Source organism: Micromonospora sp. NPDC051924 (assembly GCF_055586005.1).
In genome coordinates this window covers 1-23,436 of sequence record NZ_JBVJJA010000055.1, presented here as the reverse complement: position 1 = coordinate 23,436, position 23,436 = coordinate 1, and the positions used below count along the sequence as shown (strand labels likewise).

General features: G+C 74.0%; 20 protein-coding genes. 11 read left to right on the top strand and 9 right to left on the bottom strand.

Features of this window, described 5'->3' with window-relative positions; all coding sequences use genetic code 11:
• Position 1 precedes the first annotated feature (1 nt).
• From ACZ6S5_RS30185 to ACZ6S5_RS30165, 5 genes are all read right to left on the bottom strand, one after another.
• On the bottom strand, positions 2-1,675 hold the full coding sequence (locus ACZ6S5_RS30185; protein ID WP_466005631.1) for a putative bifunctional diguanylate cyclase/phosphodiesterase: 1,674 nt from the start codon (positions 1,673-1,675) through the stop codon (positions 2-4).
• An 82-nt stretch (positions 1,676-1,757) separates the two neighbouring features.
• Positions 1,758-2,570 carry an SAM-dependent methyltransferase gene (locus tag ACZ6S5_RS30180; protein ID WP_466005619.1) on the bottom strand — a complete coding sequence of 271 codons (813 nt, stop codon included), beginning with the start codon at positions 2,568-2,570 and terminating at the stop codon, positions 1,758-1,760.
• Positions 2,571-2,763: 193 nt separating this feature from the next.
• The gene (locus tag ACZ6S5_RS30175) at positions 2,764-3,432 is read right to left on the bottom strand and encodes a response regulator transcription factor (protein ID WP_007072219.1); all 669 of its coding nucleotides are present in this window, start codon (positions 3,430-3,432) and stop codon (positions 2,764-2,766) included.
• Between the two features lie 7 nt (positions 3,433-3,439).
• Entirely contained in the window at positions 3,440-5,131 is a 1,692-nt protein-coding gene (locus tag ACZ6S5_RS30170; RefSeq protein WP_466005618.1) for a GAF domain-containing sensor histidine kinase, read from the bottom strand.
• Between the two features lie 14 nt (positions 5,132-5,145).
• Positions 5,146-6,945, bottom strand: a complete 1,800-nt coding sequence (locus ACZ6S5_RS30165; RefSeq protein WP_466005617.1) for an AMP-dependent synthetase/ligase — start codon at positions 6,943-6,945, stop codon at positions 5,146-5,148.
• A gap of 201 nt (positions 6,946-7,146) precedes the next feature.
• Here ACZ6S5_RS30165 and ACZ6S5_RS30160 point away from each other — a divergent pair, with 201 nt between their 5' ends.
• From ACZ6S5_RS30160 to ACZ6S5_RS30135, 6 genes are all read left to right on the top strand, one after another.
• The gene (locus ACZ6S5_RS30160; RefSeq protein ID WP_466005616.1) at positions 7,147-7,602 is read left to right on the top strand and encodes an SRPBCC family protein; all 456 of its coding nucleotides are present in this window, start codon (positions 7,147-7,149) and stop codon (positions 7,600-7,602) included.
• 41 nt (positions 7,603-7,643) lie between these two features.
• Complete coding sequence (locus ACZ6S5_RS30155; protein ID WP_466005615.1) at positions 7,644-8,363, top strand: hypothetical protein; 720 nt, start codon at positions 7,644-7,646, stop codon at positions 8,361-8,363.
• Positions 8,364-8,426: 63 nt separating this feature from the next.
• Positions 8,427-9,383, top strand: a complete 957-nt coding sequence (locus tag ACZ6S5_RS30150; RefSeq protein ID WP_466005614.1) for an ROK family glucokinase — start codon at positions 8,427-8,429, stop codon at positions 9,381-9,383.
• Complete coding sequence (locus tag ACZ6S5_RS30145) at positions 9,380-10,096, top strand: endonuclease/exonuclease/phosphatase family protein (protein ID WP_466005613.1); 717 nt, start codon at positions 9,380-9,382, stop codon at positions 10,094-10,096. The genes ACZ6S5_RS30150 and ACZ6S5_RS30145 overlap by 4 nt, the downstream gene beginning before the upstream one ends.
• Before the next feature lie 333 nt (positions 10,097-10,429).
• Positions 10,430-11,833, top strand: coding sequence for a flavin-containing monooxygenase (locus ACZ6S5_RS30140; RefSeq protein WP_466005612.1), 1,404 nt, complete (start codon positions 10,430-10,432; stop codon positions 11,831-11,833).
• The gene (locus ACZ6S5_RS30135) at positions 11,830-12,654 is read left to right on the top strand and encodes an alpha/beta hydrolase (RefSeq protein WP_466005611.1); all 825 of its coding nucleotides are present in this window, start codon (positions 11,830-11,832) and stop codon (positions 12,652-12,654) included. Before ACZ6S5_RS30140 ends, ACZ6S5_RS30135 begins: the two co-directional genes overlap by 4 nt.
• A 9-nt stretch (positions 12,655-12,663) precedes the next feature.
• Here ACZ6S5_RS30135 and ACZ6S5_RS30130 read toward each other — a convergent pair whose 3' ends face one another.
• Together ACZ6S5_RS30130 and ACZ6S5_RS30125 are read right to left on the bottom strand one after the other, a co-directional pair.
• On the bottom strand, positions 12,664-14,082 hold the full coding sequence (locus tag ACZ6S5_RS30130) for an alpha,alpha-trehalose-phosphate synthase (UDP-forming) (protein WP_466005610.1): 1,419 nt from the start codon (positions 14,080-14,082) through the stop codon (positions 12,664-12,666).
• Between the two features lie 163 nt (positions 14,083-14,245).
• Entirely contained in the window at positions 14,246-15,085 is an 840-nt protein-coding gene (locus tag ACZ6S5_RS30125; RefSeq protein WP_466005609.1) for a DUF308 domain-containing protein, read from the bottom strand.
• A gap of 229 nt (positions 15,086-15,314) precedes the next feature.
• Between ACZ6S5_RS30125 and ACZ6S5_RS30120 the strand changes: the two genes are divergently transcribed.
• Positions 15,315-16,007, top strand: coding sequence for a lysophospholipid acyltransferase family protein (locus tag ACZ6S5_RS30120; RefSeq protein WP_466005608.1), 693 nt, complete (start codon positions 15,315-15,317; stop codon positions 16,005-16,007).
• Between the two features lie 32 nt (positions 16,008-16,039).
• On the opposite strand, the gene ACZ6S5_RS30115 is transcribed toward ACZ6S5_RS30120, so the two are convergent.
• Complete coding sequence (locus ACZ6S5_RS30115) at positions 16,040-19,618, bottom strand: ATP-binding protein (RefSeq protein ID WP_466005607.1); 3,579 nt, start codon at positions 19,616-19,618, stop codon at positions 16,040-16,042.
• A 190-nt stretch (positions 19,619-19,808) separates the two neighbouring features.
• On the opposite strand from ACZ6S5_RS30115, the gene ACZ6S5_RS30110 reads away from it, so the two are divergent.
• The gene (locus ACZ6S5_RS30110; RefSeq protein WP_466005606.1) at positions 19,809-20,018 is read left to right on the top strand and encodes a hypothetical protein; all 210 of its coding nucleotides are present in this window, start codon (positions 19,809-19,811) and stop codon (positions 20,016-20,018) included.
• Between the two features lie 55 nt (positions 20,019-20,073).
• Here the strand turns inward: ACZ6S5_RS30110 and ACZ6S5_RS30105 are convergent, their stop codons facing one another.
• Positions 20,074-20,766, bottom strand: coding sequence for a Crp/Fnr family transcriptional regulator (locus ACZ6S5_RS30105; protein WP_148803276.1), 693 nt, complete (start codon positions 20,764-20,766; stop codon positions 20,074-20,076).
• A 246-nt stretch (positions 20,767-21,012) separates the two neighbouring features.
• On the opposite strand from ACZ6S5_RS30105, the gene ACZ6S5_RS30100 reads away from it, so the two are divergent.
• The 3 genes from ACZ6S5_RS30100 (at position 21,013) to ACZ6S5_RS30090 (ending at position 23,291) form a co-directional block, all read left to right on the top strand.
• On the top strand, positions 21,013-21,510 hold the full coding sequence (locus ACZ6S5_RS30100) for a polyadenylate-specific 3'-exoribonuclease AS (RefSeq protein ID WP_466005630.1): 498 nt from the start codon (positions 21,013-21,015) through the stop codon (positions 21,508-21,510).
• A gap of 69 nt (positions 21,511-21,579) precedes the next feature.
• The gene (locus tag ACZ6S5_RS30095) at positions 21,580-22,083 is read left to right on the top strand and encodes a pyridoxamine 5'-phosphate oxidase family protein (RefSeq protein ID WP_466005605.1); all 504 of its coding nucleotides are present in this window, start codon (positions 21,580-21,582) and stop codon (positions 22,081-22,083) included.
• A gap of 179 nt (positions 22,084-22,262) precedes the next feature.
• Positions 22,263-23,291, top strand: a complete 1,029-nt coding sequence (locus ACZ6S5_RS30090) for a 6-phosphofructokinase (protein ID WP_466005629.1) — start codon at positions 22,263-22,265, stop codon at positions 23,289-23,291.
• Positions 23,292-23,436 lie beyond the last annotated feature (145 nt).

Here is a 23,436-nt window from a genome sequence, read left to right as displayed (position 1 = left end):
GTCAGCTGGTGGCGGTGAGGGCGGGGGAGCGGTCCAGGTGCTGCCGCGCCGGCCCCGGCCGGCCGAAGTGCCAGCCCTGCGCCGCGTCGCAGCCGATCGCCCGCAGCCGTTCGGCCTGCTCGGCGGTCTCCACGCCCTCGGCGGTCACCGTCACCTTCAGTGCGTGGGCCAGCGACACCAGCGAGGCGAGGATCCGCTCGTCGGTGCGGCTGGCCGGGTCGTCGGCCGGGGCGCGCAGCCCGGTCACGAACTCGCCGGCCACCTTCAGCTCGGTCACCGGCAGGCCACGCAGGTACGCCAGGTTGCAGTAGCCCGTGCCGAAGTCGTCGATGGCGATCCGGACGCCCAGGTCGGCCAGCACCCGCAGCGCGCGTACCGGCTCCTCGGCGGTGCTCATCATGGTGCTCTCGGTGATCTCCAGCTGGAGCCGCCCGGGCGGCAGGCCGGTGCGCCGCAGCAGCTCGCGCACCTCGTCCACCAGCCCCGGCCGGCGTACCTGCTGCACGGCCAGGTTGACGCTGACGAACGGGGCGGCGCCGGCCACCGTGGCCCACTCCCGCGCCTCCCGGCACGCCTCGGCCAGCACCCAGGCGCCCAGCCGCACGATCAGCCCGGTCTCCTCGGCCAGCCCGATGAAGCTGTCCGGCCGGAGCACGCCCAGCTCCGGGTGGCGCCAGCGGACCAGCGCCTCCATGCCGAGCACCCGGCCGTCGCGCAGCGCGGTCAGCGGCTGGTAGTCCAGGTAGAACTCGCCCCGGTCGAGGGCGGCCGGGATGGCCGCGGAGAGGGCGTACCGGGCCAGCTCGTGCCGGTTGCGGTCGGCGTCGAAGAGGGACCAGCCGGCGCCGCCGGCCGCCTTGGCCCAGTGCAGGGTGCTGTCGGCGGCCCGCATCAGCTCCATCGGCGAGGTGCCGGCCGCCGGCCGCTCGACGATGCCGATGCTGGCCGAGACGGCCAGCTCGTGCCCGTCGACCAGGGTCGGCTCGCCGACCACGGCGAGCGCCGCCTCGGCGACCCGCACCACGTCGTCGGTGCCGGCGGTGCGCTCGACCAGGATGACGAACTCGTCGCCGCCGAGCCGGGCCACCAGGTGCTCGCCGAGGGCCCGCCGCAGCCGTTGCGCCACGGAGACCAGCAGCAGGTCGCCGATCTGGTGGCCGAGGCTGTCGTTGACCACTTTGAACCGGTCCAGGTCGAGGAAGCACACCCCGACCCGGTCGACCCCGGCGATGGCGGCGGCGAGCCGCTCGGTGAACAGGGTGCGGTTGGGCAGGTCGGTCAGCGGGTCGTGGGTGGCCTGGTGGCGGAACCGCGCCTCGCTCTCCCGCAGCGCCCGTTCGGCCTGCGCGCGGGCCATCATCGCGGCCCGCCGGATCGACTCCTGCTCGTCCAGCGTGCGGTCGCGCAGGGCGCGGGCGTACCCGGTGGCCACGGTGGCGAGCAGCCGGGCCATCCGGTCCTCCACGTCCTCGGCGACCAGGCCGAGGTCGCGCACCAGGCGCAGCTGGATGACCTCGACGGTACGGCCGAGCCCCTCGGCGGAGGCGATGTGCGCCTGCACCAGCTCCGCGCCGACCTGCTGGCCGATGCGCAGGTCGAACGGCTCCGACTGGATCGCCACGGCCAGCCGCTCGGTGAGCCGCTGCAGCAGCGCCTCCAGCTGGGCCTGGGTCATCGGCAGGTAGCTCGTCCCGGAGACCGCCTTGGCCCAGGCCCGGGCGAAGGTGCCGGGGCAGGAGCGGCGCGCGCCGGCCGACTCAGCCACCGAGCCGCCCGACGCCGCCGATGAAGACCGCCTTCGCGGCGTCCTCCGCCTGCTCCGGGGAGTCCGGCCGCCACTGCGGCACCCAGACCACGCCCGGGTCGACCAGCTCGAAGCCGGCGAAGAGTGCGGTCAGCTCGGCCCGGCTGCGGAACCAGAGCTGGCTGTCGGTGCGGCGGTAGACCCGCTCGGCCTCCGCCCGCTCGCCGGTCTCGCCCCGGTCGTCGTCGCTGGCCTGCGACATCACCAGACAGCTGCCGGGGGCCAGCGCCGCCCGCAGGGTCCGCAGGATCTCCTCCGGCCGGTCGGCGTCGGGGATGAAGTGCAGCACCGCCACGATCATCACGGCCACCGGCTGGGTGAAGTCCAGCAGCTTGGTGACCTCGGGGTGCTGGAGGATCGCCGCCGGCCGGCGCAGGTCCTCCTGGATCACCGTGGCCCGGTCGTTGCCGGCCAGGATCTCCCGGCTGTGCGCCACCGCGACCGGGTCCACGTCGACGTAGACCACCCGGCACTCCGGGTCGATCCCATGGGCGATCTCGTGCACGTTGCCCACGGTCGGGATGCCGGAGCCGATGTCGAGGAACTGGCGTACCCCGGACTCGGCGAGGAACTGCACCGCCCGGCGGAGGAACGCCCGGTTGGCCTGGGCCATCAGCGGGGCCTCCGGCACGGCCTCCACCATGGCCCGCGCCGCGGCCCGGTCGGCCGCGAAGTTGTGCGAGCCGCCGAGGTAGTAGTCGTACATGCGGGCGACGCTGGGGCGCTCGATGTCGATCGTGTCGGGTGCCCAGTCCGGCCGCTGCATGCCCCTGCCCCTTTTGTCCGAACGACGCACGGGACCACGCCCGCGCGACCACCCGGGTATTCTGCCCGGCCGCCGCCCCGGTGCAAAGACCGCGGTCTCTACGCGGTCGGCCGCTCACCGTACGCGGTCGGCCGGACCGGGACGCCGCAGCGGCCCGCGTCCCGTGCCGGACGCGGGCCGCTGGCGTACGCGGTCAGAACTTGGGGGCGTCCGGGGCCTCCAGCAGCCCCAGCCGCAGCGCGGTCATCAGCGCCTGCGCCCGGTTGGCCGCGCCCAGCTTCTCGTAGAGCTTCGAGATGTGCGTCTTGGCCGTCGACTCGCTGACGAAGAGCTGCTTGGCGATGCCGGCGACGCTCATGCCGTCGGCGAGCAGCCGCAGCACCTGGCCCTCGCGGGGGGACAGCTGCGGGCCGGAGGGGGCCAGCCGGCGCTTCATCGCCTCGGCCAGGTCGGCCGCGGTGAACGCGCTGGGGGAGGAGGCGGCGTGCCGGGCGGCGGCCACCACCTCGTCGGCCGGGGCGGTCTTCGGCACGAACGCGCTGGCGCCCGCCTCGAGGGCACCGAAGAGCTGGTCGTCGCCTGCGTACATGGTGAGCACGACGATGCCCATCGACGCGCTGGACTTGCGCAGCGCGCGGGTCGCCTCCAGGCCGCTGCCGTCGGGCAGCCGCAGGTCCATGATCACCACGTCCGGCTGCAGCGCGCCGGCCTGGCGGACGCCTTCGGCGGCCGTGGCGGCCTCGCCCACGACCTCGAACTGCCGGTCCCGCTCGAAGGCGTGCCGCAGCCCCTTACGGATCAGGTCGTGATCGTCGACAAGGAGAACCTTGGTACGGGTGGCCGGTGTCGGACTAGTGGTCATCCTCGGGTTACTCCCCTTCTGCTGCTGCGGCGCTGCCGCGCACCTTATCGCGCCGGGGCGAGGAGCCGAGTACCACCGCCACGGTCGTGCCGCTGGGTTGCCGCGGCCTGATCTCCAGCCGGCCCCGGATACGTTCCGCCCTCTCCGCCATGATCGCAAGACCATAGTGCCCGTCGGGGCGCTGGTCACCGATGCCGTGACCGTCATCCGACACTTCGATCTGGGCGTACGGGGGGTCGACCTCACAGGTGACCCACAGATTCGACGCCCCGGCGTGCTTGCGCGCGTTGGTGACCGCCTCCTGGGCGATGCGCAGCAGCTCCGCCTCGGTGGCAGCCGGCAGCCGGGCGGTCGACTCGTCCAGGGACAGGTGCACCCGCAGCCCGCCCGACGCGCCGACGGTCCGCGCGTACTCGGCGATCGCGGCGGCCAGCCCGCCGTGCCGGTCCACCTCGCTGCGCAGCTCGAACAGGCTGAGCCGCAGCTCGGTGATCACCCGGGTGACCTCCTGGCGCAGCGTGCGCAGCGAGTCGGCGGTCTCCTCCGCGTCGTCGTGCACGGTGGCCAGGGCGTTGTCGATGCCGTACCCGACCATCACCAGCTCCTGGGCGACCCCGTCGTGGATCTCCCGCGCCAGCCGCTGCCGCTCCTCGTTGGTGGCCAGCGACCGGACCTCGTCGAAGAGCAGGGCCGCCTCCAGGCGCAGTGCCGCCGGCCCGGTCTCCGCGGTGACCCGGGACATCACCGGCGCCGGGTACGCGTGCGCGGTGTCCGCCTCGATGACCACCAGGCCGACCGTGCGCACCCCGGCGACCAGCGGCACGATCAGCGCGGACACCTCCCCGGAGTGCTGCGAGCGGGCCTGCGACCGGTTCGAGGTCTGCGGCTGCTGGCTGGCCCAGGCGTCGGCGATGGCCGAGTCCGCGTCGAGCGTCGTCTCCCAGTCCACCCGGTCCGCGCCGATCTGGGCGAGCACCACCAGCCGGCCGCCGCCGGACGCGGACAGCACCGCGCCCCGGTCGGTCTTGGCCACCATCCGCAGCTCCTCCAGCAGGTGCTCGGAGATGCCGCCCGGGTCCAGGGTGGCGCCGGGCAGCTGCCGGGCGACCGTGCGCAGCTGGGTCAGCAGCCGGGTGGCCTCCGCGTACGGCTGGGGCTTCTCACCGCGGACCCGGACCACCCGCTGGAACGTGCCGGCGGTGTAGAGGCCGAGCCCGGCCATGATCAGCCACTGCGCGCAGACCGCCAGGTAGCCGAGCTGGGCGAGCTGCCGGGCGCCGTCGACCTCGGTGAAGGCGGCGCTGACCAGCAGCGTGGCCGCCGCCACCGCGAGCAGCGCCGCGCCCTCGCGGTACCTGCGGCGCAGCGCCGTCACGGTCACCGGCACGGCCAGGTACGGCAGCACCGCCGAGGCCCCCAGCCCGCCGGTCACCCCGGTCAGGTGGGTGTCGGCGGCGACCTGGCTGGCGGCCAGCCCGAGGACCACCACCTCGGCGAAGCGGCTGAGCAGCCCCAGCAACCGGTGCTGCGGGGCCAGCACGGCCGGCAGCCCGGCGACGCCCAGCAGGGCGATCCACCAGAGCTGGGCGGGGTCGCCGGTGGCGAACAGGGTCAGGGCGGCGACCAGCGCGAGGAGGACCAGGCGCGCGGCTGCCGCCAGGGGTTGGGTCTGCGGCTGGCTGGCTGTCGAGGCGGGCACGTGACGGATGGTAGTCAGCGTTGGTAGATGTCCGCGATCTCCGCCGCGTACGTCTTGTGCACGACCTGCCGCTTGACCTTCAACGACGGGGTCAACTCACCGGTGGCCTCGGTGAAGTCCTGCGGCAGGATCCGGAACACCTTGATCGCCTCGGCCTTGGAGACCGACTGGTTGGCCTGGTCGACCGCGCCCTGGATCTCGGCCTGCAGCGCCTCGTCCTCGCGCAGGTCGGCGACGACGGTCTCGGCCGGCCGGCCGTGCGCCTCCAGCCACTTCGGCAGCGCCTCCTCGTCGATGGTGACCAGCGCGGCGATGAACGGCTGTCGGTCGCCGACCACCAGGCACTGGCTGACCAGCGGGTGGGCCCGGACCTGGTCCTCCAGCACCGCCGGGGCGACGTTCTTGCCGCCGGCGGTCACGATGATCTCCTTCTTCCGGCCGGTGATGCTCAGGTAGCCGTCCTCGTCGAGCTGGCCGAGGTCGCCGGTGCGGAACCAGCCGTCAGTGGTGAGCGCCTCGGCGGTGGCCGACTCGTTGTGCCAGTAGCTCCGGAAGACGATGTCGCCGGAGATCAGGATCTCGCCGTCGTCCGCGATCCGGATGGTCACGCCGGGCAGCGGGCGCCCCACCGTGCCGACCCGGGTGTGGCCGGGCAGGTTCGCGGCGGCGGCGGGGGAGGTCTCGGTGAGGCCGTACCCCTCGCAGATGGCCACGCCGACGCCCCGGAAGAAGTGCCCGAGCCGGGCGCCGAGCGGCGCGCCACCGGAGATCGCGTCCCGGCACCGGCCGCCCATCGCCGCCCGCAGCTTGCGGTAGACCAGCTTGTCGAAGAGCGCGTGCTGGGCGCGCAGCGCCAGGCCGGGCCCGTCGGCGGTCTCCAGCGCCTCGCTGTACGCGATCGCGACCTTCTCGGCGCGCTCGAAGATCTTGCCCTTGCCCTCCGCCTCGGCCTTCTGTCGGGCACCGTTGTACACCTTCTCGAAGACCCGGGGTACGGAGAGCACGAAGGTGGGCTTGAAGTCCTGGAGCTCGCCGACCAGGTTCTTGGTGTCCGCGCAGTGCGCCATGGTGGTCCGGGCCTGCACCACGCCGACCTGGATGAGCCGGGCGAAGGCGTGCGCGAGCGGCAGGAAGAGCAGGGTGGACGCGCCCGGGCGGAACAGGTTCGGCAGCACCGGTACGGCGTTGGCGATGTCGGCGTAGATGTTGCGGTGGGTGAGCACGCAGCCCTTGGGGCGGCCGGTGGTGCCACTGGTGTAGATGATGGTGGCGACGTCGTCGGCCTTCAGCGTGCTGCGGCGGACCTCGATCTCGGCCAGGTCGACGGACTCGCCGGCGGCGACCAGCTGGTCCACCGCGCCGAGCTCGATCTGCCAGACCTCGCGCAGCTCGGGCAGCCGGTCCCGGACGCCGGCGACGAGGGTGACGTGGGCGGTGCTCTCCACAATGACGGCGACCGCGCCGGAGTCGGCGAGGATCCAGGCCGCCTGCTCCGCGCTGGAGGTCTCGTAGATCGGCACGGTGACCGCGCCGGCGGCCCAGATGGCGTAGTCGAACAGGGTCCACTCGTAGCGGGTGCGGCTCATCAGCGCGACCCGGTCGCCGGGGGAGATGCCGGCCGCGACCAGGCCGCGGGCGACTGCGACCACCTCGTCGCGGAACTGGCGGCAGGTGACGTTCACAGCGGCCCCGTCGGAGGTGCGCCGGACGAACTGCACGGTGTCGGCGGCGACCTCGGCGTTTTCCCAGACCGGGTCGGTCAGGTTGGCCGCGTCGCCGACGGTGACGATCGGCGGGACGGAGAACTCGCGCACCTGCACTCCCTCGTGCTCGCACTGGCCGGGGCCGGCCCTGGGACGGCTCTGTCGAAACCTACCCGCTGGTTCGGTCGGGTCGGCCGGGGAGGTTGCCCGCCCGGCTGATGGGACGCCCGGGGCGGCGCGGTGCGGTGCCACGCGGCGCGGCCGGCGGGGTGGAACGCCGCGCCGGTGGTCGGCGCCGGGTAGCCTCCCCCCATGGCGGACACCTCCACCCAGTCGATCATCATCGGCGCGTCACCGGACCGGGTGGCGGCGGTCATCTGCGACTTCCCCCGCTACCCGGAGTGGGCCGAGGCGGTGCGGCGGGCGGAGGTGATCGAGGAGTACGAGGACGGCTACGCCAGCCAGGTCCGGTTCACCCTCGACGCCGGCGTCATGGCCGACGAGTACGTGCTGGCCTACGAGTACGCCGAGGACATCTCCCGGATCGAGTGGCACCTGGTGGCGCCCTCGAAGATGCAGAAGTCCCAGCGCGGGTCGTACGACCTGGTCGGCAACCCGGACGGGACCACCACGGTGACCTACACCCTGGAGGTGGAGCTCTCCGTGGGCATGCTCGGCATGTTTCGCCGCAAGGCCGAGAAAATGATCATGGATGCGGCGTTGAAGCAGCTCAAGCGCCGGGTAGAAGCATCCGGTGCGGCCCACTGACCCGACCGTCGAACCGGTCGTCACGGTAGAGGAGCCGACCCATGGGCACCACTGATCCGGGTTCGGCCCGGGAAGAGGCCGAGCGCCTCGTCGCCATGCTGCTGGCCACCGCCCGGCTGGCCGCCGCCGCGCCCGGGGCCGGCCCCTGGGGTCCGCTCGGTGGGATCCTGTCGGGTGTCCTCGGTCACACCCCCGGGGGCGGCGACGCCGGCGGCCCGGGCGGCGGGTCCGCCGGGGGCGCCGGGAGCGGCGCGGGTTTCGCCACCGGATCGCCGGAATGCTGCGTCTGTCCGGTCTGCCGTGGTATCGCCGCGTTGCGTGATCCGAGTCCCGAATTCGCCGAGCGACTCGCCACCGGCGCGGGTGATCTCGCCGCCGGGGTGGCCAGCCTGCTGCGCGCGTTCGCCCCGGCCGAACCCGCCGCGCCGGGCGCCGGCGGCGGCGACGGCGCGACCGCCGGGAACCCGACCGGGGACCACGTGTGGCGCGAGGCCACCCGTACCGGGCATGATTCTCAGCCGGCACCCGAGCAGGACGTGTGGTCCGCCGCCACCCGGGGGGAGGAGGCGGCCGATCCGGGTGCCGTCGACGGCTCCAGGTCGTGGCGTGGCGACAGACGCGCCGAGCAGGAGTCGTCGGAGCCCGCCGACGCCGCCGGGCCGGACGTGCCGGCGACCCGGCCGCCGGCCGGCCGTCCCGTGGTGCCCGCCTCGCGGGCGTCCGGCGAGGTGGGCGAGGACGCACCAGGCGACGGGGCCTGACCACGGTCATCCTGACCTCGCCCGGCCGGTTCCGGCTGAGGTCAGGCAGCACAGCAGAGGGGAGTGGCAGCGGTGACGCTGACCATCGGAGTCGACGTCGGTGGCACGAAGGTGGCCGGCGGTGTCGTGGACGACACCGGCAAGGTTCTCGTGCAGACGCGACGGGACACCCCCGCCGATGACGTGGCCAAGACCCGCGACACCATCATCGAGCTGGTCACCGAGCTGGCGACCGGCCACACCGTGACGGCGGTCGGCATCGGCGCGGCCGGCTGGATCGACGCCTCCCGCTCCACCGTCCTCTTCGCCCCCAACCTGGCCTGGCGGGACGAGCCGCTGCGCGAGTACGTCAGCGGCGCCACCGGCCTGCCGGTGATCGTGGAGAACGACGCCAACGTCGCCGCGTGGGCGGAGTTCCGCTACGGCGCGGCCCGGCACGCCGACGACTCGATGGTCATGTTCACCATCGGCACCGGCGTCGGCGGGGGCATCGTGCTCGGCGGGGAGCTGCTCCGGGGGGCCAACGGCATCGCGGCCGAGCTGGGACACATGCTCACCGTGCCGGACGGCCACCAGTGCGGCTGCGGCCGGCTGGGCTGCATCGAGCAGTACGCCAGCGGCAGCGCCCTGGTCCGGTTCGCCCGCGCCGCCGCGCGCCAGGAGCCGCACCGGGCCACCGCCCTGCTGGAGCTGGCCGGCGGTGAGGCCGAGGCGATCACCGGCCCGATGGTGACCGCCGCCGCGAAGGGCGGGGACCCGGTCTCCGCCGAGGCGTTCGCCCAGGTCGGGCGCTGGCTCGGCACCAGCATGGCGGACATGGCGCAGATCCTGGACCCGCAGGTGCTCGTCGTCGGCGGCGGGGTGATCGACGCCGGTGACCTGCTGATGGGCCCGGCCCGCCGCTCGTACCGCGAGGCACTCGCCCAGCGCAGCCGCCTCCCGGTGGCCGAGATCCGGCCCGCGGAGCTGGGTAACAGCGCCGGGGTCATCGGCGCCGCCGACCTCGCCCGGCGCCTGTGAGCGCCGCCGGAGCCGCCGGCGCCGGGGTGCGGCTGCGGGTGGTGTCGTACAACATCCACAGCCAGCGGGACGACACCGCCGCGCTGGCCGAGGTGGTCCGCGCGGCCGAGCCGGACGTGGTGATCGTCCAGGAGGGGCCGCGGCGGTTCCGGTGGCGGCAGAAGTGCGCCACGCTGGCCGACTCGTTCGGCCTGGTGGTGGCGGCCGGCGGCCTGCCGTCGCTGGGCAACCTGCTGCTCACCAGCCTCCGGGTGCGGGTGTCCGGCACCCGCTGCCAGCGCTACCCGCTCACCCCCGGACGCCATCTGCGCGGGGCCGCGTACGCCGAGTGCCTGGTGGGTGGGACCCGGTTCCTGCTGGCCGGCTCCCACCTCTCCACCGACCCGGCCGAACGGCCCGCCCAGGCGGCGGCGTTCAAGCGGGAACTGGCCGCCGCGACGCTGCCGGTGGTCGCCGGGGCCGACCTCAACGAGGGGCCGGACGGGCCGGCCTGGCGGACCGTCGCGGAAGGACTGACCGACGCGGCGGCGGCGACGGATCGGGCCGACCGGCACACCTACTCCTGCGCGAACCCCCGCCGGCGCATCGACGCGCTCTTCGTGGACCCCCGGATCACGGTCGTCGACTACGACGTGGTGGACACGCCGCGGGCCCGGCAGGCGAGCGACCACTTCCCGATCCTGGTCGACCTGCTGCTGCCCGTCGGCGACTGACCGCCGCTGCGGTGGCGTCGGCGCCTTTGCTCTGCTGCCACCTACGCAACAGTCACCGGCTGTGACTGCGGTGCCGTGCATCGGATCGGAGAGTGATCGGCGATGCGGCAGCTCAGCGAGGTGTTGCGGAAACGGCAGCAGAGCAAAGCCGCCGAGGGGATGGTGGGCGGCGGCAGCCGGAGCGCACGGTGAGTAATCGAAAGACCCGCTACTCACCGTCACGGGGCCGGCCTCGTCGATATTGTCGAGCCGGGGCGGCTGGACAACGGCGGGCATTCTCGGCAGGATTTCGCACCGACCCGGCACGCGTGCCGCACAAAGGAGATTTCCCCGGTGTCCTCCTCCACCGACCTCGGCCGCCCCGACCCGGACACGACGGCCGCCCTGACCCGGGACGGCCGCCCGGTCTCCGACCGCGGCGACACCGTCTGCGTCATCGGGGCCGGGGCCAGCGGCCTCACCGCGGTGAAGAACCTCCGCGAGCACGGCTTCGGCGTCGACTGCTACGAGCGGGAGACCGGCGTCGGCGGCGCCTGGAACTGGCGGCACGACCGCAGCCCGGTGTACGCCAGCACCCACCTCATCTCGTCCCGGCCGTTCACCCAGTTCCCCGACTTCCCGATGCCGGACGACTGGCCGGACTACCCGCACCACGCCCAGCTGTTGTCCTACTTCGAGCGCTACGCCGACCACTTCGACCTGCGCCAGCACATCTGGTTCGGCACCGAGGTGGTCCGGGTCGAGCCGGTCGAGGGGGACCGCTGGGACGTCACCACCCGCAGCACCGGCGGATACGGCCCGGAGCGCACCTCCCGGTACGCGGCGGTGGTGCTGGCCAACGGGCACAACTGGTCGCCGAAGCTGCCCCGGTACGAGGGCCTGGAGGAGTTCCGCGGCGAGGTCATGCACGCCTCGTCCTACAAGGACCCGGCCCAGCTGCGCGGCAAGCGGGTGCTGGTGGTCGGCGCCGGCAACACCGGCTGCGACATCGCGGTCGAGGCTGCCCAGCAGGCGTCCCACTGCTGGCACTCCACCCGCCGGGGCTACTGGTACGCCCCGAAGTACGTCTTCGGTCGCCCCGCCGACCAGGTCAACGACACCCTGCTCGCGCTGCGGGTGCCGCTGCGGGTACGCCAGTGGCTCTACCACTGGACGTTGCGACTGACCGTCGGCGACCTGACCCGGTTCGGCCTGCCCAGGCCCGACCACCGGGTGTACGAGACCCACCCGATCGCCAACAGCCAGCTCGTCTACTACGTCGGCCACGGCGGGATCACCCCGGTGCCGGACGTGGCCCGGTTCCACGACCGGACGGTCGAGCTGACCGACGGCCGGCAGATCGACCCGGAGCTGGTCGTCTTCGCCACCGGCTACCTGCCCCGCTTCGAGTTTCTCGAGGGTCGGGTGCTCGGCGACGAGGAGGGCTCCGGCCGCCCCCGGCTCTGGCTCAACGCCTTCGCCGCCGGTCACCCCACGCTCGCCGTGGTGGGTCTAGTCCAGCCGGACTCCGGCATCTTCGCCATCTCGCACTGGCAGAGCGTGCTCTTCGCCCGCCTGCTCGGCCTCCGGACCAGCCGGCCGGAGCGGGCCGCCGCCTTCGGCCGCCGGGTCACCGCCGGCCTCGGCGAGCGGTACTCGGCCCGGGTCAAGGACAGCACCCGGCACTGGTTCGAGGTCGGGCACGCCGACTACCTGCGCGCACTCCAGCGCGCCCTCTACGACCTGGAGGGGAAGTGACCGCCGAACGGGTTCGGGTTGTCCGGGCGTGGGAGTGGGCCCGGCCGGAGCGCCCCGCCCGCCGCGAGGTGCTGGCCGCGGTGCCCGAGCTGGAGCAGGCGAAGTCGCCGCTGCTCCTCGTGCCCGGCTTCGGGCACGGGGCGTGGGCGTTCGCCGAGCACTGGCTGGAGCACGCCGCCTCGCGCGGCTTCCCGGCGTACGCGCTGAGCCTGCGCGGGCACGGCGGCAGCGACGCGGCGTCGGGCGCGACGCTGCGCGCGTACACCCATGACGTGGTCCAGGCGGCGGCGGGCCTGCCGCGGCAGGCGGTGCTGGTGGGGCACGGGGCCGGCGCCCGGGTCGTCGCGCACGCCATGGCCCGCTACCCGGCCCGGGCGGCGGTGCTGGTGGCGCCGGTGCTCGGCGGCTGGGCGACGTTCGGCACGGCGCTGCGGCGCAACCCCGTCGGCACGCTGCCGGCGGTCTTCGGCGCCGGCCTGCGGCTGAACCGCCGGCAGCTGTTCAGCCGGGACCTGCCCGACGCCGAGGCCCGCCGGTACGTCTCTCGGCTGGGCCGGGCCAGCCGGCGGGCGCAGTGGCAGCTGCTCACCGGCCGGGACCCGGAGCCGGCGGTGGGCCGCCCGCCGGTGCTGGTGCTGGGCAGCCCGGACGACCGGGTGGTGCCGGCGTCGGCGCTGACCCGGGCCGCCCGCCGGTACGCCTCGGCCCCGCTGCTCTTCCCCGGCATGGGGCACGACCTGATGCTCGACGCCCGCTGGCGGGAGCCGATCGACGCGATCCTGGACTGGCTGGACAAGGATCCGGCGCCGGCGCCCGACTGAGCGCCGCGCTCAGTCGGGCGTGGCGCGCCGGCCGAGCAGGGAGTCGCTCTCCTCCAGCGCGCTCAGGTAGGACCCCGCCCAGGCGTGGATGTCGTTGCGGCGCAGGTGCTCCCGCATCGCCCGCATCCGGGCGGCGACGTCCTCCGGCGTGGCCCGCAACGCCCGCAGCAGCTCCTGCTTGAGCCCCTCCAGGTCGTGCGGGTTCACCAGGTACGCCTGGGGCAGTTCGGCGGCCGCCCCGGCGAACTCGCTGAGCAGCAGCGCGCCGGTGTCGTCCACCCGGGCGGAGACGTACTCCTTGGCCACCAGGTTCATCCCGTCCCGCAGCGGGGTCACCGCCATCACGTCGGCGATCCGGTAGAGGGCGGCCAGCTCGGCCCGGTCGAAGGGCTGGGTGTGGTAGTGGATGGCCGGCTCGCCGACCCGGCCGAACTCGCCGTTGATCCGGCCGACCTGGTGTTCCACCCGGTCCCGCAGGATCTGGTACTGGCCGACCCGCTCCCGGCTGGGCACCGCGACCTGGATCAGTACCGTGTCCCGGACCTTGACGTCCCCGCTGGCCAGCAGCTCGCGGTACGCCTTGAGTCGCTGCTCGATGCCCTTGGTGTAGTCCATCCGGTCGACGCTGAGGATGACGTGCTCGGGGCCGCCGAGGTCCTGGCGGAGCCGGCGGGCCCGGTCGGCGACGTCGGGCCGGGCGGCGAGCGCGGCCATCTCGGCGGTGTCGATGGAGACCGGGAAGGCGCCGATCCGGACCACCCGGTCGCCGACCGCGATCCGCCGGTCGGTGGCGGGCAGCTGGAGCACCTTCGCCACCAGCTGGGCGAAGTTGTGCGCGGCCTGCGCCCGCTGGAAGCCGATCAGGTCGGCGCCGAGCATGCCGCGCAGCAGCTCGGCCCGGCGGGGGAGCTGCATGAACAGCTCCGGCGGCGGGAACGGCACGTGCAGGAAGAAGCCGATGCGCAGGTCGGGGCGGAGCTCGCGGAGCAGCCCCGGCACCAGTTGGAGGTGGTAGTCCTGCACCCAGACGAGGCCGCCCGGCTCGGCCACCTCGGCGGCGGACTCGGCGAACCGCTGGTTGACCCGCTGGTACGCCTCCCACCATCGGCGGTGGTACTCGGGTTGCTCGACGGCGTCGTGGTAGAGCGGCCAGAGGGTCGCGTTGGCGAACCCCTCATAGTGGTCGCGGAGGTCTTCGCCGCTCAGCGGCACGCTGTGCATCCGTACGCCGTCGAGGTCCGGCAGGTGCGGGGCGGGGCCGGTGCCCCCGGCCCAGCCGACCCAGGTGGCCGGGGTGTGCCGGAGCAGGGGGTGCAGGGCGCTCACCAGGCCGCCGGGGGTACGGCGCCACTCGCAGGCGCCGTCCGGCGCCACACTGTCGTCGATGGGGAGGCGGTTGGCCACCACCACGAGGGGGCTCTGTCGCATCTCGGGCATTCCGATCAGCAGGGGACCGGCGACCGGAGCGAGGAACAAACCGGACAGCCGGTGCGGGAAGTGACGTACAGCGGTATTACTACTGACCGTAAGTTACACCCCTGTTACGCGACCGGCTGGGGACGGCGAGCGTCCCGCGATCCGGGCGGGCCGGTCAGACGACCGCGCCGTCGTCCGGGTCCTGCTCGTCGGAGTCGCCGGGACGCAGCCGCCAGATCAGCATCACGAAGCCGGCGAGGATGCCGGTGAAGCCGAGCAGCGTCACCACCGACGGGTCGGTCACCGGCAGCAGGGTGGGGGAGAGGAAGAGCACGAACCCGACCACGATGCAGAGCACGCCGACGACGGCGTACTTGGAGAAGCGCGGCAGCGGCGGCGGGGGCGGCGGGGTGTAGTGCTCCTCGTCGTCCTGCAGGTCGGCCCCGAAGGTGTCCAGCCCGTCCAGGAGCGACGGCTCGTCGGGCCGGCCGCGGCCGACCGAGATGCCCGAGACGTCCGCCGCGTACGGTAGCCGCCGCACGTCGGTGGCGGTCGGGCCGGCGGGCTCCTCCGTACGGGCGCCGCCGGCGCCGGTCGGGCCGGTCGGGTCGACGGGGTCGTCGACGTCCTCGGCGGCGGGCCACGGGTGGCTGCCGGCCGCCGGGGCGGTGTGGAAGCCAGCGACGATCTTGGCCCACTCGGCCTCGATGTCGGGCTCGTCCTCCCGGGCCGGCTCGGGGGCGCCCTCGTCGGCGAGCTGGGTGAGGTAGTCCCGGGCGGTGGTCAGGTGCGAGCGGTCGACGTAGAGCCGGTCGACCGGGCGGGACGGCACGGTGGTGGTGCGGGTGACCGGATTCAGGTCGGCCGAGGGCTGGAGGTAGGCGGCGATCCCGCCCGCGGCCAGCACGTCGAGCAGGTGCTCGCCGACGCGTGGATCGACATCGCCCGCGACCGCGTACTCGGCCGCGTCGAGCCCGTTGTCCCGCCGCCCCCGACGGGGCCCACCCGCTGACACCGGACACCTCCTCGCCGCACCCGTCGGTGCCTCCCGCCCGGCGCCCCGCACGCCGTGCCCTGAATCGTGACACGTCGGCACCCGGTTCCGGGAGTGCGTTGTGGCGTGCCGCTCTCGGTTCGTAGGCTTCTCCCCGACAGTTCCCGCTCGCCGACGGCGCCCCGGGGCGCGGTCCGGGCGTGCCCGGCGGCCCCCCTTCCGGCTCCCCGTCCGCCTGGAAGGACCCCGGTTGCTGTACTGGCTGCTGAAGTACATCATCCTCGGCCCGTTGCTGAGGCTGATCTTCCGTCCGCAGATCGAGGGGCTGGAGAACGTCCCGGCGACCGGCCCGGTCATCCTGGCCAGCAATCACCTCTCCTTCTCGGATTCGATCTTCACGCCACTCATCGTCAAGCGAAAAGTCACATTCATCGCAAAGGCGGAGTACTTCACCGGCAGGGGCATCAAGGGCTGGCTGACCAAGATGTTCTTCGTCGGCTCCGGCACCATCCCGGTCGACCGAACCGGCGGCCGGGCCGCCCGCGCCGCGCTGGACACCCAGCTCAGGGTGCTGCGGGCCGGCGGGATCGCGGGCATCTACCCGGAGGGCACCCGCTCGCCCGACGGGCGGCTCTACCGAGGCAAGACCGGGGTGGCCCGGCTCGCCCTGGAGAGCGGCGCGCCGGTGGTGCCGATGGCGATGCTCAACTCCGACGCGATCCAGCCGACCGGCCAGATCATCCCCAACCTCGGCCGGGTGCGGATCCGCTTCGGCGCGCCCCTCGACTTCTCCCGCTACGCCGGGATGGCCGGCGACCGGTTCGTCGAGCGCGCCGTCACCGACGAGATCATGTACGAGCTGATGGAGCTCTCCGGCCGCGAGTACGTCGACATGTACGCGCAGAAGGCGAAGGCCCAGCCCCGGGAGCCGGTCCCCGCCTGACAGTGCCCGCCCGCCCGCGCCGGCGCACCGGGTCAGCAGGCGACGGCGGGGCCGGCGTCGGGGACCGGCTGGCGGGCCAGGGCGAGCAGGCCGGGGGCCTCGTTCCGCTGGGCGAAGGCGCGTACCTCGGCGAGCGGCGCGGCGGCCGCCGTGCCGTCGCCGGCCCGGTCCAGCTCGGCGACCGCCAGGGCGAGGGCCAGCATCCGGTCGGTGACGTCCGGGATGCGGGCGTAGATCTCCGCGCCGGCCAGGTGCAGTTCACCGGCGCGGCGGTGGTCGCCGTCCGCCGCCGCGAGGGCCCCGGTCACCGTCCGCAGCGCCGCCTCCGACCAGGGCGTCCGGTGGTCGAGCCGGTCCAGCATCGCGCGGACCCGCACGGCCGCCTCCCGGCCGACCAGGCTGGCCGCGTACGCCGCGGCGGCGATCCACTCGCCGCTGGCCAGGGCCGGCACCACCGACCAGGAGCCGGCCAGCTCGTCGATCAGCTCCGCCGCCTCGTCGGCCCGCCCCTGCAGGGCCCGGCACAGGGCGGCCATCCCCAGCATGGTCCAGCGCGGCCGGTGGAAGCCGCTGCGCCGGGCGTCGTCCAGCGCGGCGGCCACGTCGTCCCGGTGCCGGGTGGGCTCGGCGCCGTCCCGCGGGGCGGGGGCCGGCCGGGGCGCCGGCGGCACCGGCTGCCCGCGCAGCACCAGCAGGCACGAACGCAGCCCCCGGACCTGCATGTCCCAGCCGCCCGTCGGGGTGTCGACGAAGGCGTCGGCGGCGGCGATCAGCCGGCCGAAGTCCCCGTCGAAGTACGCCCGCATCGCCTCGCCGGAGTAGCTGGTGGTCAGCGTCTGCCCGCTGGCCGTACGCTCCGGCGCGGCGGTCAGCAGCGCGTCCGAGCGCAGCCAGTCGCCCTCCTCGCGGACCGCGTACGCCAGGTTCTGCACCGCCCGGTGCAGCGCCAGCAGCTGCTGCGTCCGGCTGTACTCGACCAGCGCGTGCAGCTCGTCCAGCCCCGCCCGGTCACCCGACTGGTAACGGGCGGTCGCCGCGGTGACCCGGGCGTTGATCCGGGTCTCCGACAGCCCCAGCCGCTCGCCGATCCGGGCCGCGGTCTCCGCCGCGGCGACCGCCGGATCCCGCTCGTAGTTGAGCATGTGCAGCCGGCCCAGCTCGGCGTACGCGTCCGCCTTCTGGCCGCTGTCGGGCAGCGGCTCGAACAGCGCCACCGCCCGGTTCAGGCAGGCCACCGCGGCGGTCCGGTCGGCGCGCAGCCAGGCCGCCTGGCCGAGCAGCGTCCAGGCCCGGGCGGCGCAGGCGTCGTCGCCGTGCGCGAGCAGCCGGTCGGCCAGCGCGTGCAGCTGTTCCGGCCCGCCGCCGGAGAGGAAGGCGTTGCCGTCCCGGTAGAACGAGATCTCCGTGCTGAGCAGCTCCAGTTGCAGCCGGCCGACCGGGTCGCTGTCGTCGGCGAGACCCAGCGCCCGGCCGGCGTGCGCCGCGGCCGCGTCCAGCCCGTGCAGGGCGTACGCCCGGCGGGCGGCCCGGTGCAGCGCGGCGCGGGCCGGGCCGGCGTAGCGGTGGGTGTCCATGCCGAGCGTGCGGGCGATCTCGTGGGCCGCCCAGCGGTGGTGGGCGAGCACCTCGGCCAGGTCGGTGTCCCGGCTGTGCGACAGGGCGTCCAGCCAGTCCGCCGTCCGCTCGTGCCGGGCCACCCGCTCGGTACGCGGCAGCCGCTGGTAGCAGACGTCCCGGACCAGGACGTGCCGGAACCGGAACTCCGGCTGCCCGGCCATCGTGGACGCCGCCTGCTCGTGCACGAAGTCGCGCTGCTCCAACCGGCGCAGCGCCCGTTCGACCGACTCGACCTGCTGACCCAGTGCGGCGGCCACCGCGCCCGGCCAGAACTGCACGCCCACCACCGAGGCGGCCAGCAGCACCGCCCGGTCCTTGGCGTCGAGCAGGTCGACGCGGTTGGCGATGACCGCGTGCACGCTCTCCGGCATCGGCAGGTCGAGGTGCTTCTCCAGCGACCAGCCGCGCCCCGACTGGCGCAGCGCGCCCTGCTCGATGAGCATCCGGACGTACTCGTGGGCGTAGAGCGGGTTGCCGCCGGCCACCTCGACCAGCGGGGTGAGCATCTCGGCGGGGAACGCGGCCTGGCCGAACATGTGCGCGTAGAGCGAGGCGATGCCGGTGTCCCGCAGCGGCGGCAGGGTGATGGTGACCGAACCGGTGATCGTCCCCGCCCAGCTGGGATCCCGGTCGACCAGTTCCGGCCGGGCGGTGCAGAGCAGCAGCAGCGGCACGTCCCGGGCGCCGGCCCCGAGCAGCTCGACGAAGCGCAGCATGGCGTCGTCGGCCCAGTGCAGGTCCTCGAAGACCAGCACGGTGGGGCGCCGGGCCGCCAGCGCCAGCAGGAAGCGCCGCCACGCCGACTCGGCCTCCTCCGCCGGCAGGGTGGTGCCGGTCAACCCGACCAGCGGACGCAGCGCGTCCACGATCCGGTCCCGCTCGGCCGGCCCCACCAGCTCCGCGACCGCGGTGGTGAGCCGCTGCGCCGCCGTCGGCGCCGGGTCGGTGTCGAGGATGCCGGCCTCGGTCTTCACGACGTCGGCCAGCGCGGCGAAGGTGACGTTCTCCCCGAACGGCGGGCACCGCCCGGTCCGCCAGGTCAGCGGCTCGTCGACCAGCCGGCCGGCGTGCCGGTACAGCTCGCGGACCAGCCGGCTCTTGCCGATCCCGGCCCGGCCGAACACCGTCACCACCTGCGGGAGCCGGTCCCGCAACGACCGGTGCAGGGCGTTGACCAGCAGCCCCAGCTCGTGCTCGCGGTCGATCAGCGGGGTGGTGTCGGGTTCCCGGTCGGTGGGCTGGCGGCGCACCGGGGCGAGGGCCAGCCAGACCTCGGTGGGGCTGGAGCGGCCGCGCAGGGTGACCGGCGGCTGCTCCTCGTACCGGATGGCGTCCTTGGTGAGCGCGTGGGTGGTGCCGCAGGCCAACACCCCGCCGGGCGGCGCCACCGACTGCATCCGGGACGCCGTGTTGACCACGTCGCCGGCCACGATCGCCTGCCCGCCGTCGCGGGCGGCGGCCACGTCCACCAGCGCCTCGCCAGTCGCCACCCCGACCCGGAAGCGCAGTTCGTCGCGGCCCGCCGGGGCGAACCGGGTGAGCACCCGTTGCAGCTCCAGCCCGGCCCGGACGCAGCGCAGCGCGTCGGTCTCGGTGGCCACCGGTGCGCCGAAGAGCGCCATCACGGCGTCGCCGATGTACTTCTCGACCACCCCGCCGTACTGCCCGACCACCCGCTTGGCGGCGGAGAAGAAGCCGGTCTGCATGCCCCGCACCTGCTCCGGGTCGGCCCGCTCGACGTACGGGGTGAAGTCGATCAGGTCGACGAAGAGCACGCTGACCCGGCGCCGGTCCTCCTGCGGCGCCGCGACCGGCTGCTTCGCCCCGGTGCGGGGCGATCCGCACGAGGTGCAGAAGGCCACGTCGGTGGCGAGCGGGCGCAGGCAGTGCGGGCAGACCGCGCCCAGCTCCGCGCCGCAGCCACCGCAGAAGCGGTCGCCGTCGGCGGCGGTACGTCCACAACGGTCACACTGCGCGGAGATGACACCCTCCACTGGTGGGTCTGCCGGCCGGATCCGGCCGGGCGCCGCCCCCCGCGGCGTCCACCGTGAGTATCACCGTCGCCCGACCTGTCAGGTACCGGGCTGTTGGCTTGTGGACACTCGTCCGGGCAGCCACCGCGGGGCCGCGCGGACTACATTCATGCCGCCGGACGACGACGACCGCGATCACAAGGGGGAAGACATGGTGTACGTGAAGCTGGAGAGCGACTGGACCGACGCCGACGGTGTCGCGCACTCGGCGGGGGAGTCCGTCGACGTGGACGCCGTCACGCTCGCCACGCTCCAGGCCGAGGGCATCGTCAGCGAGGGGTCCAGCACCAAGGACAGCACCGAGTGGGCCGGGCCGGGCAGCACCACCGCGTGGGCAGGGCCGGGCAGCGCCACCGTCTGAACGGGGCGGACAGCACGAAGGGCCGGGGCGGCAGCCCCGGCCCTTCGTGTTTCCGTCAGCGGTCGTTCATGCCGGCGCGGCGGCGCAGCGCGGCCACGTCGGTCACCACGATGCGGCGCCCCTCGGTACGCAGCCAGCCCCGGCTGGCGAACGAGCCGATCGCCTGGTTGACGCTCTGCCGGGAGCCGCCGGCCATCTCGGCCAACTGGCTCTGGTTGAGCTCGATCGTGATCATCGGGGCCTGGCTCTCGCCGGCCAGCCGCACCAGCGTCTTGGCCACCCGGCCGGGCAGGTCGAGGAAGACGTGGTCGGCGTTCTGCTCGGTGAGCCGGCGGATCAGCCCGCCGAGCGAGCGCATCACCGCGTCGAGGATGCGCGGGTTGGAGTGCACCAGCTCCATGAAGGCCGGGCGGGACAGCGCCAGCGCCGTGCAGTCCTCGATCGCCTCCGCCGACGCCGACCGGGTCGAGGCGTCCAGCAGAGAAACCTCGCCGAGCACGTCCGGCGGTCGGATCACCGACAGCACGGCCCGCTCGCCGGTCGGTGCGGTGCGGAACACCGCCACCGCCCCCCGGCGCAGCACGATCAGGGACTCGCCGGGGTCGTTCTCCACGAAGAGCAACTGACCCTTGCGGTACGTGCGCGGTACGGCCGCGGCGATGACCCGCTGCCGCACCTCCGGCTCCAGCCCGGCGAACATCTCCACGCCCGTGAGCGCGTCACCCGGCTCCGGCAGGCGAACCTCCACGGCCCAACCCCTCCCCGGTCAAGGACCACAACTCGCACACCGGGTGAACCTGTCATCCCCGGTACGAGGCATCAGAACCGGTTCGGCGTCCGGTAGCGGTACACATCAGATCATGACGCCCCGGTCGCGTGCTGTACACCCCCGGAGACACTTCCGTGACCGTCTGCCAGCTGCGGCGGGGGGTCCGTGACCTCGACGGACGCCCCGCCGGATGGCGACCGGCGGCGGTGGGCGAGGATGGTCGGGATGGTCTACCGCTACTTCTACGACTGCGAGTTCATCGAGGACGGCCGGATCGTCGACCTCGTGTCGATCGGCGTCGTCGACGAGTACGGCCGCGAGTTCTACGCGGTCTCCACCGAGTTCGACGAGTCCCGGGCCGTGCCCTGGGTGCGCCGCAACGTCCTGGACAAGCTCCCCTCGCCGGCTGATCGGGCCTGGCGGTCCCGGGAGCGGATCCGCGACGACCTCTACGAGTTCCTGATGGCGCCGGTGCGCGACCGGCCGGGGGAGCAGTTGGAGCTCTGGGCCTGGTACGCGGCGTACGACCACGTGGTGCTGGCCCAGCTGTGGGGCGCGATGCCGGCGCTGCCCCGGGAGATCCCCCGGTTCACCAAGGAGCTGCGCCAGCTCTGGGACGACCGGGGGCGGCCACGGCTGCCGGACGCCGACGCGGACCGGCACGACGCCCTGGTCGACGCCCGGCACAACCTGGCCCGGTGGCGGGCGATGACCGGGCGGTGACCATCGCGCAGGTTTGACCGGATCTGTCCCGGGCACGGTTCGCAACGAGCCGACCCGAGGGAGTGCACCATGAGCAACGCACCGCGCACCACCGAGGAGGCCCGCCGCCGGGTCACCGAGCTGGTCCGGGACGCCCGGATCTGCCTGCTGACCACCACCTCCGTGGCCGGGCGCCTGGTCAGCCGCCCGATGGCGCTGCAGGAGGCGGAGTTCGACGGGGACCTCTGGTTCTTCGCGTACGCGGACTCCGGCAAGGTCCGCCAGCTGCGGGTGAACCCGGAGGTCAACGTCGGCTTCTCGGACCAGCGCCGGCACGCCTGGGTGTCGATCGCCGGCACCGCCCAGGAGGGCTGGGACCGGCCCCGTGCCGAGCGGCTGTGGAACCCGCTGCTGAAGACCTGGTTCCCGGACGGGTTGGACACCCCCGGGATCACGTTGATCAAGGTGCATGCCGGGTCGGCGGAGTACTGGGACTCGCCCGGCGGCGCGGTGGTCAACCTGCTCGGGTTCGCCAAGGCGGCGGTGACCGGACGCCCGCCGAAGGTCGGGGAGAACCACGAGGTCAGCTACTGACCGGTAGCCGGTCCGGCGGCCGGAAACGGGCCGGGGCGCGGTGTCGGCGGACACCTACGCCGACTACAGTGCGCACTGACGGCCCGCCCCGGGCCGGCAACGGCGCCGATGGTCTGATCTGACACATATCCTGGGGCTTATCCGGGCTTTACCTGATGCTCCAGGAGGATGAGCAGATCATGCGTATCGGCGTGCTCACCGGCGGCGGCGACTGCCCTGGTCTCAACGCGGTGATTCGGGCGGTGGTCCGCAAGGGCGTCGCCACCTACGGTCACGAGTTCGTGGGCTTCCGGGACGGCTGGAAGGGCCCCCTGGAGGGCCTGACCAAGCCGCTGGGCATCGCGGAGGTCCGCGGCATCCTGCCGCGCGGCGGCACCATCCTCGGCTCGTCCCGGACCAACCCGTTCAAGATCGACGGCGGGGTCGAGCGGATCAAGGAGAACCTGGCCGCCCAGGGCGTTGACGCGCTGATCGCCATCGGCGGCGAGGACACCCTCGGCGTCGCCACCAAGCTGCACGAACTGGACGTCAAGGTCGTCGGCGTGCCGAAGACCATCGACAACGACCTCGGCGCCACCGACTACACCTTCGGCTTCGACACCGCGGTCAACATCGCCATGGAGGCGATCGACCGCCTGCACACCACCGCGGAGAGCCACCACCGCACCCTGGTCGTCGAGGTGATGGGCCGGCACGCCGGCTGGATCGCCCTGCACGCCGGCCTGGCCGGCGGCGCCAACGTGATCCTGCTGCCCGAGCGGCAGTTCGACGTCGAGCAGGTCGCCGGGTACGTCGAGAAGCGCTTCCAGCACCAGTACGCCCCGATCGTCGTGGTCGCCGAGGGCGCCCAGCCGCTGGAGGGCCAGATGGTCCTGCACAACCAGGAGCTGGACGCGTTCGGCCACGTCCGCCTCGGCGGCATCGGCCAGTGGCTCGCCGAGCAGTTGGAGGCCAAGACCGGCAAGGAGGCCCGCACCGTGGTGCTCGGCCACATCCAGCGCGGCGGCACGCCGACCGCGTTCGACCGGGTTCTCGCCACCCGCCTCGGCCTGCACGCCATCGACGCGGCGCACGAGGGCGACTGGGGCAAGATGGTCGCGATGAAGAGCACGGACATCATCCGGGTCCCGCTCGCTGAGGCCACCCGGGAGCTGAAGACCGTGCCGCTGGAGCGGTACGCCGAGGCCGAGGTCTTCTTCGGCAGCTGATCGACGGCCGGTGGGGGGGGGGGGGGGGGGGGGGGGGGGGGGGGGGGGGGGGGGGGGGGGGGGGGGGGGGGGGGGGGGGGGGGGGGGGGGGGAGGGGAGGGGGGGGGAGGGGGGGGGGGGGGAGGAAGGAGGGGGGGAGAGGGCG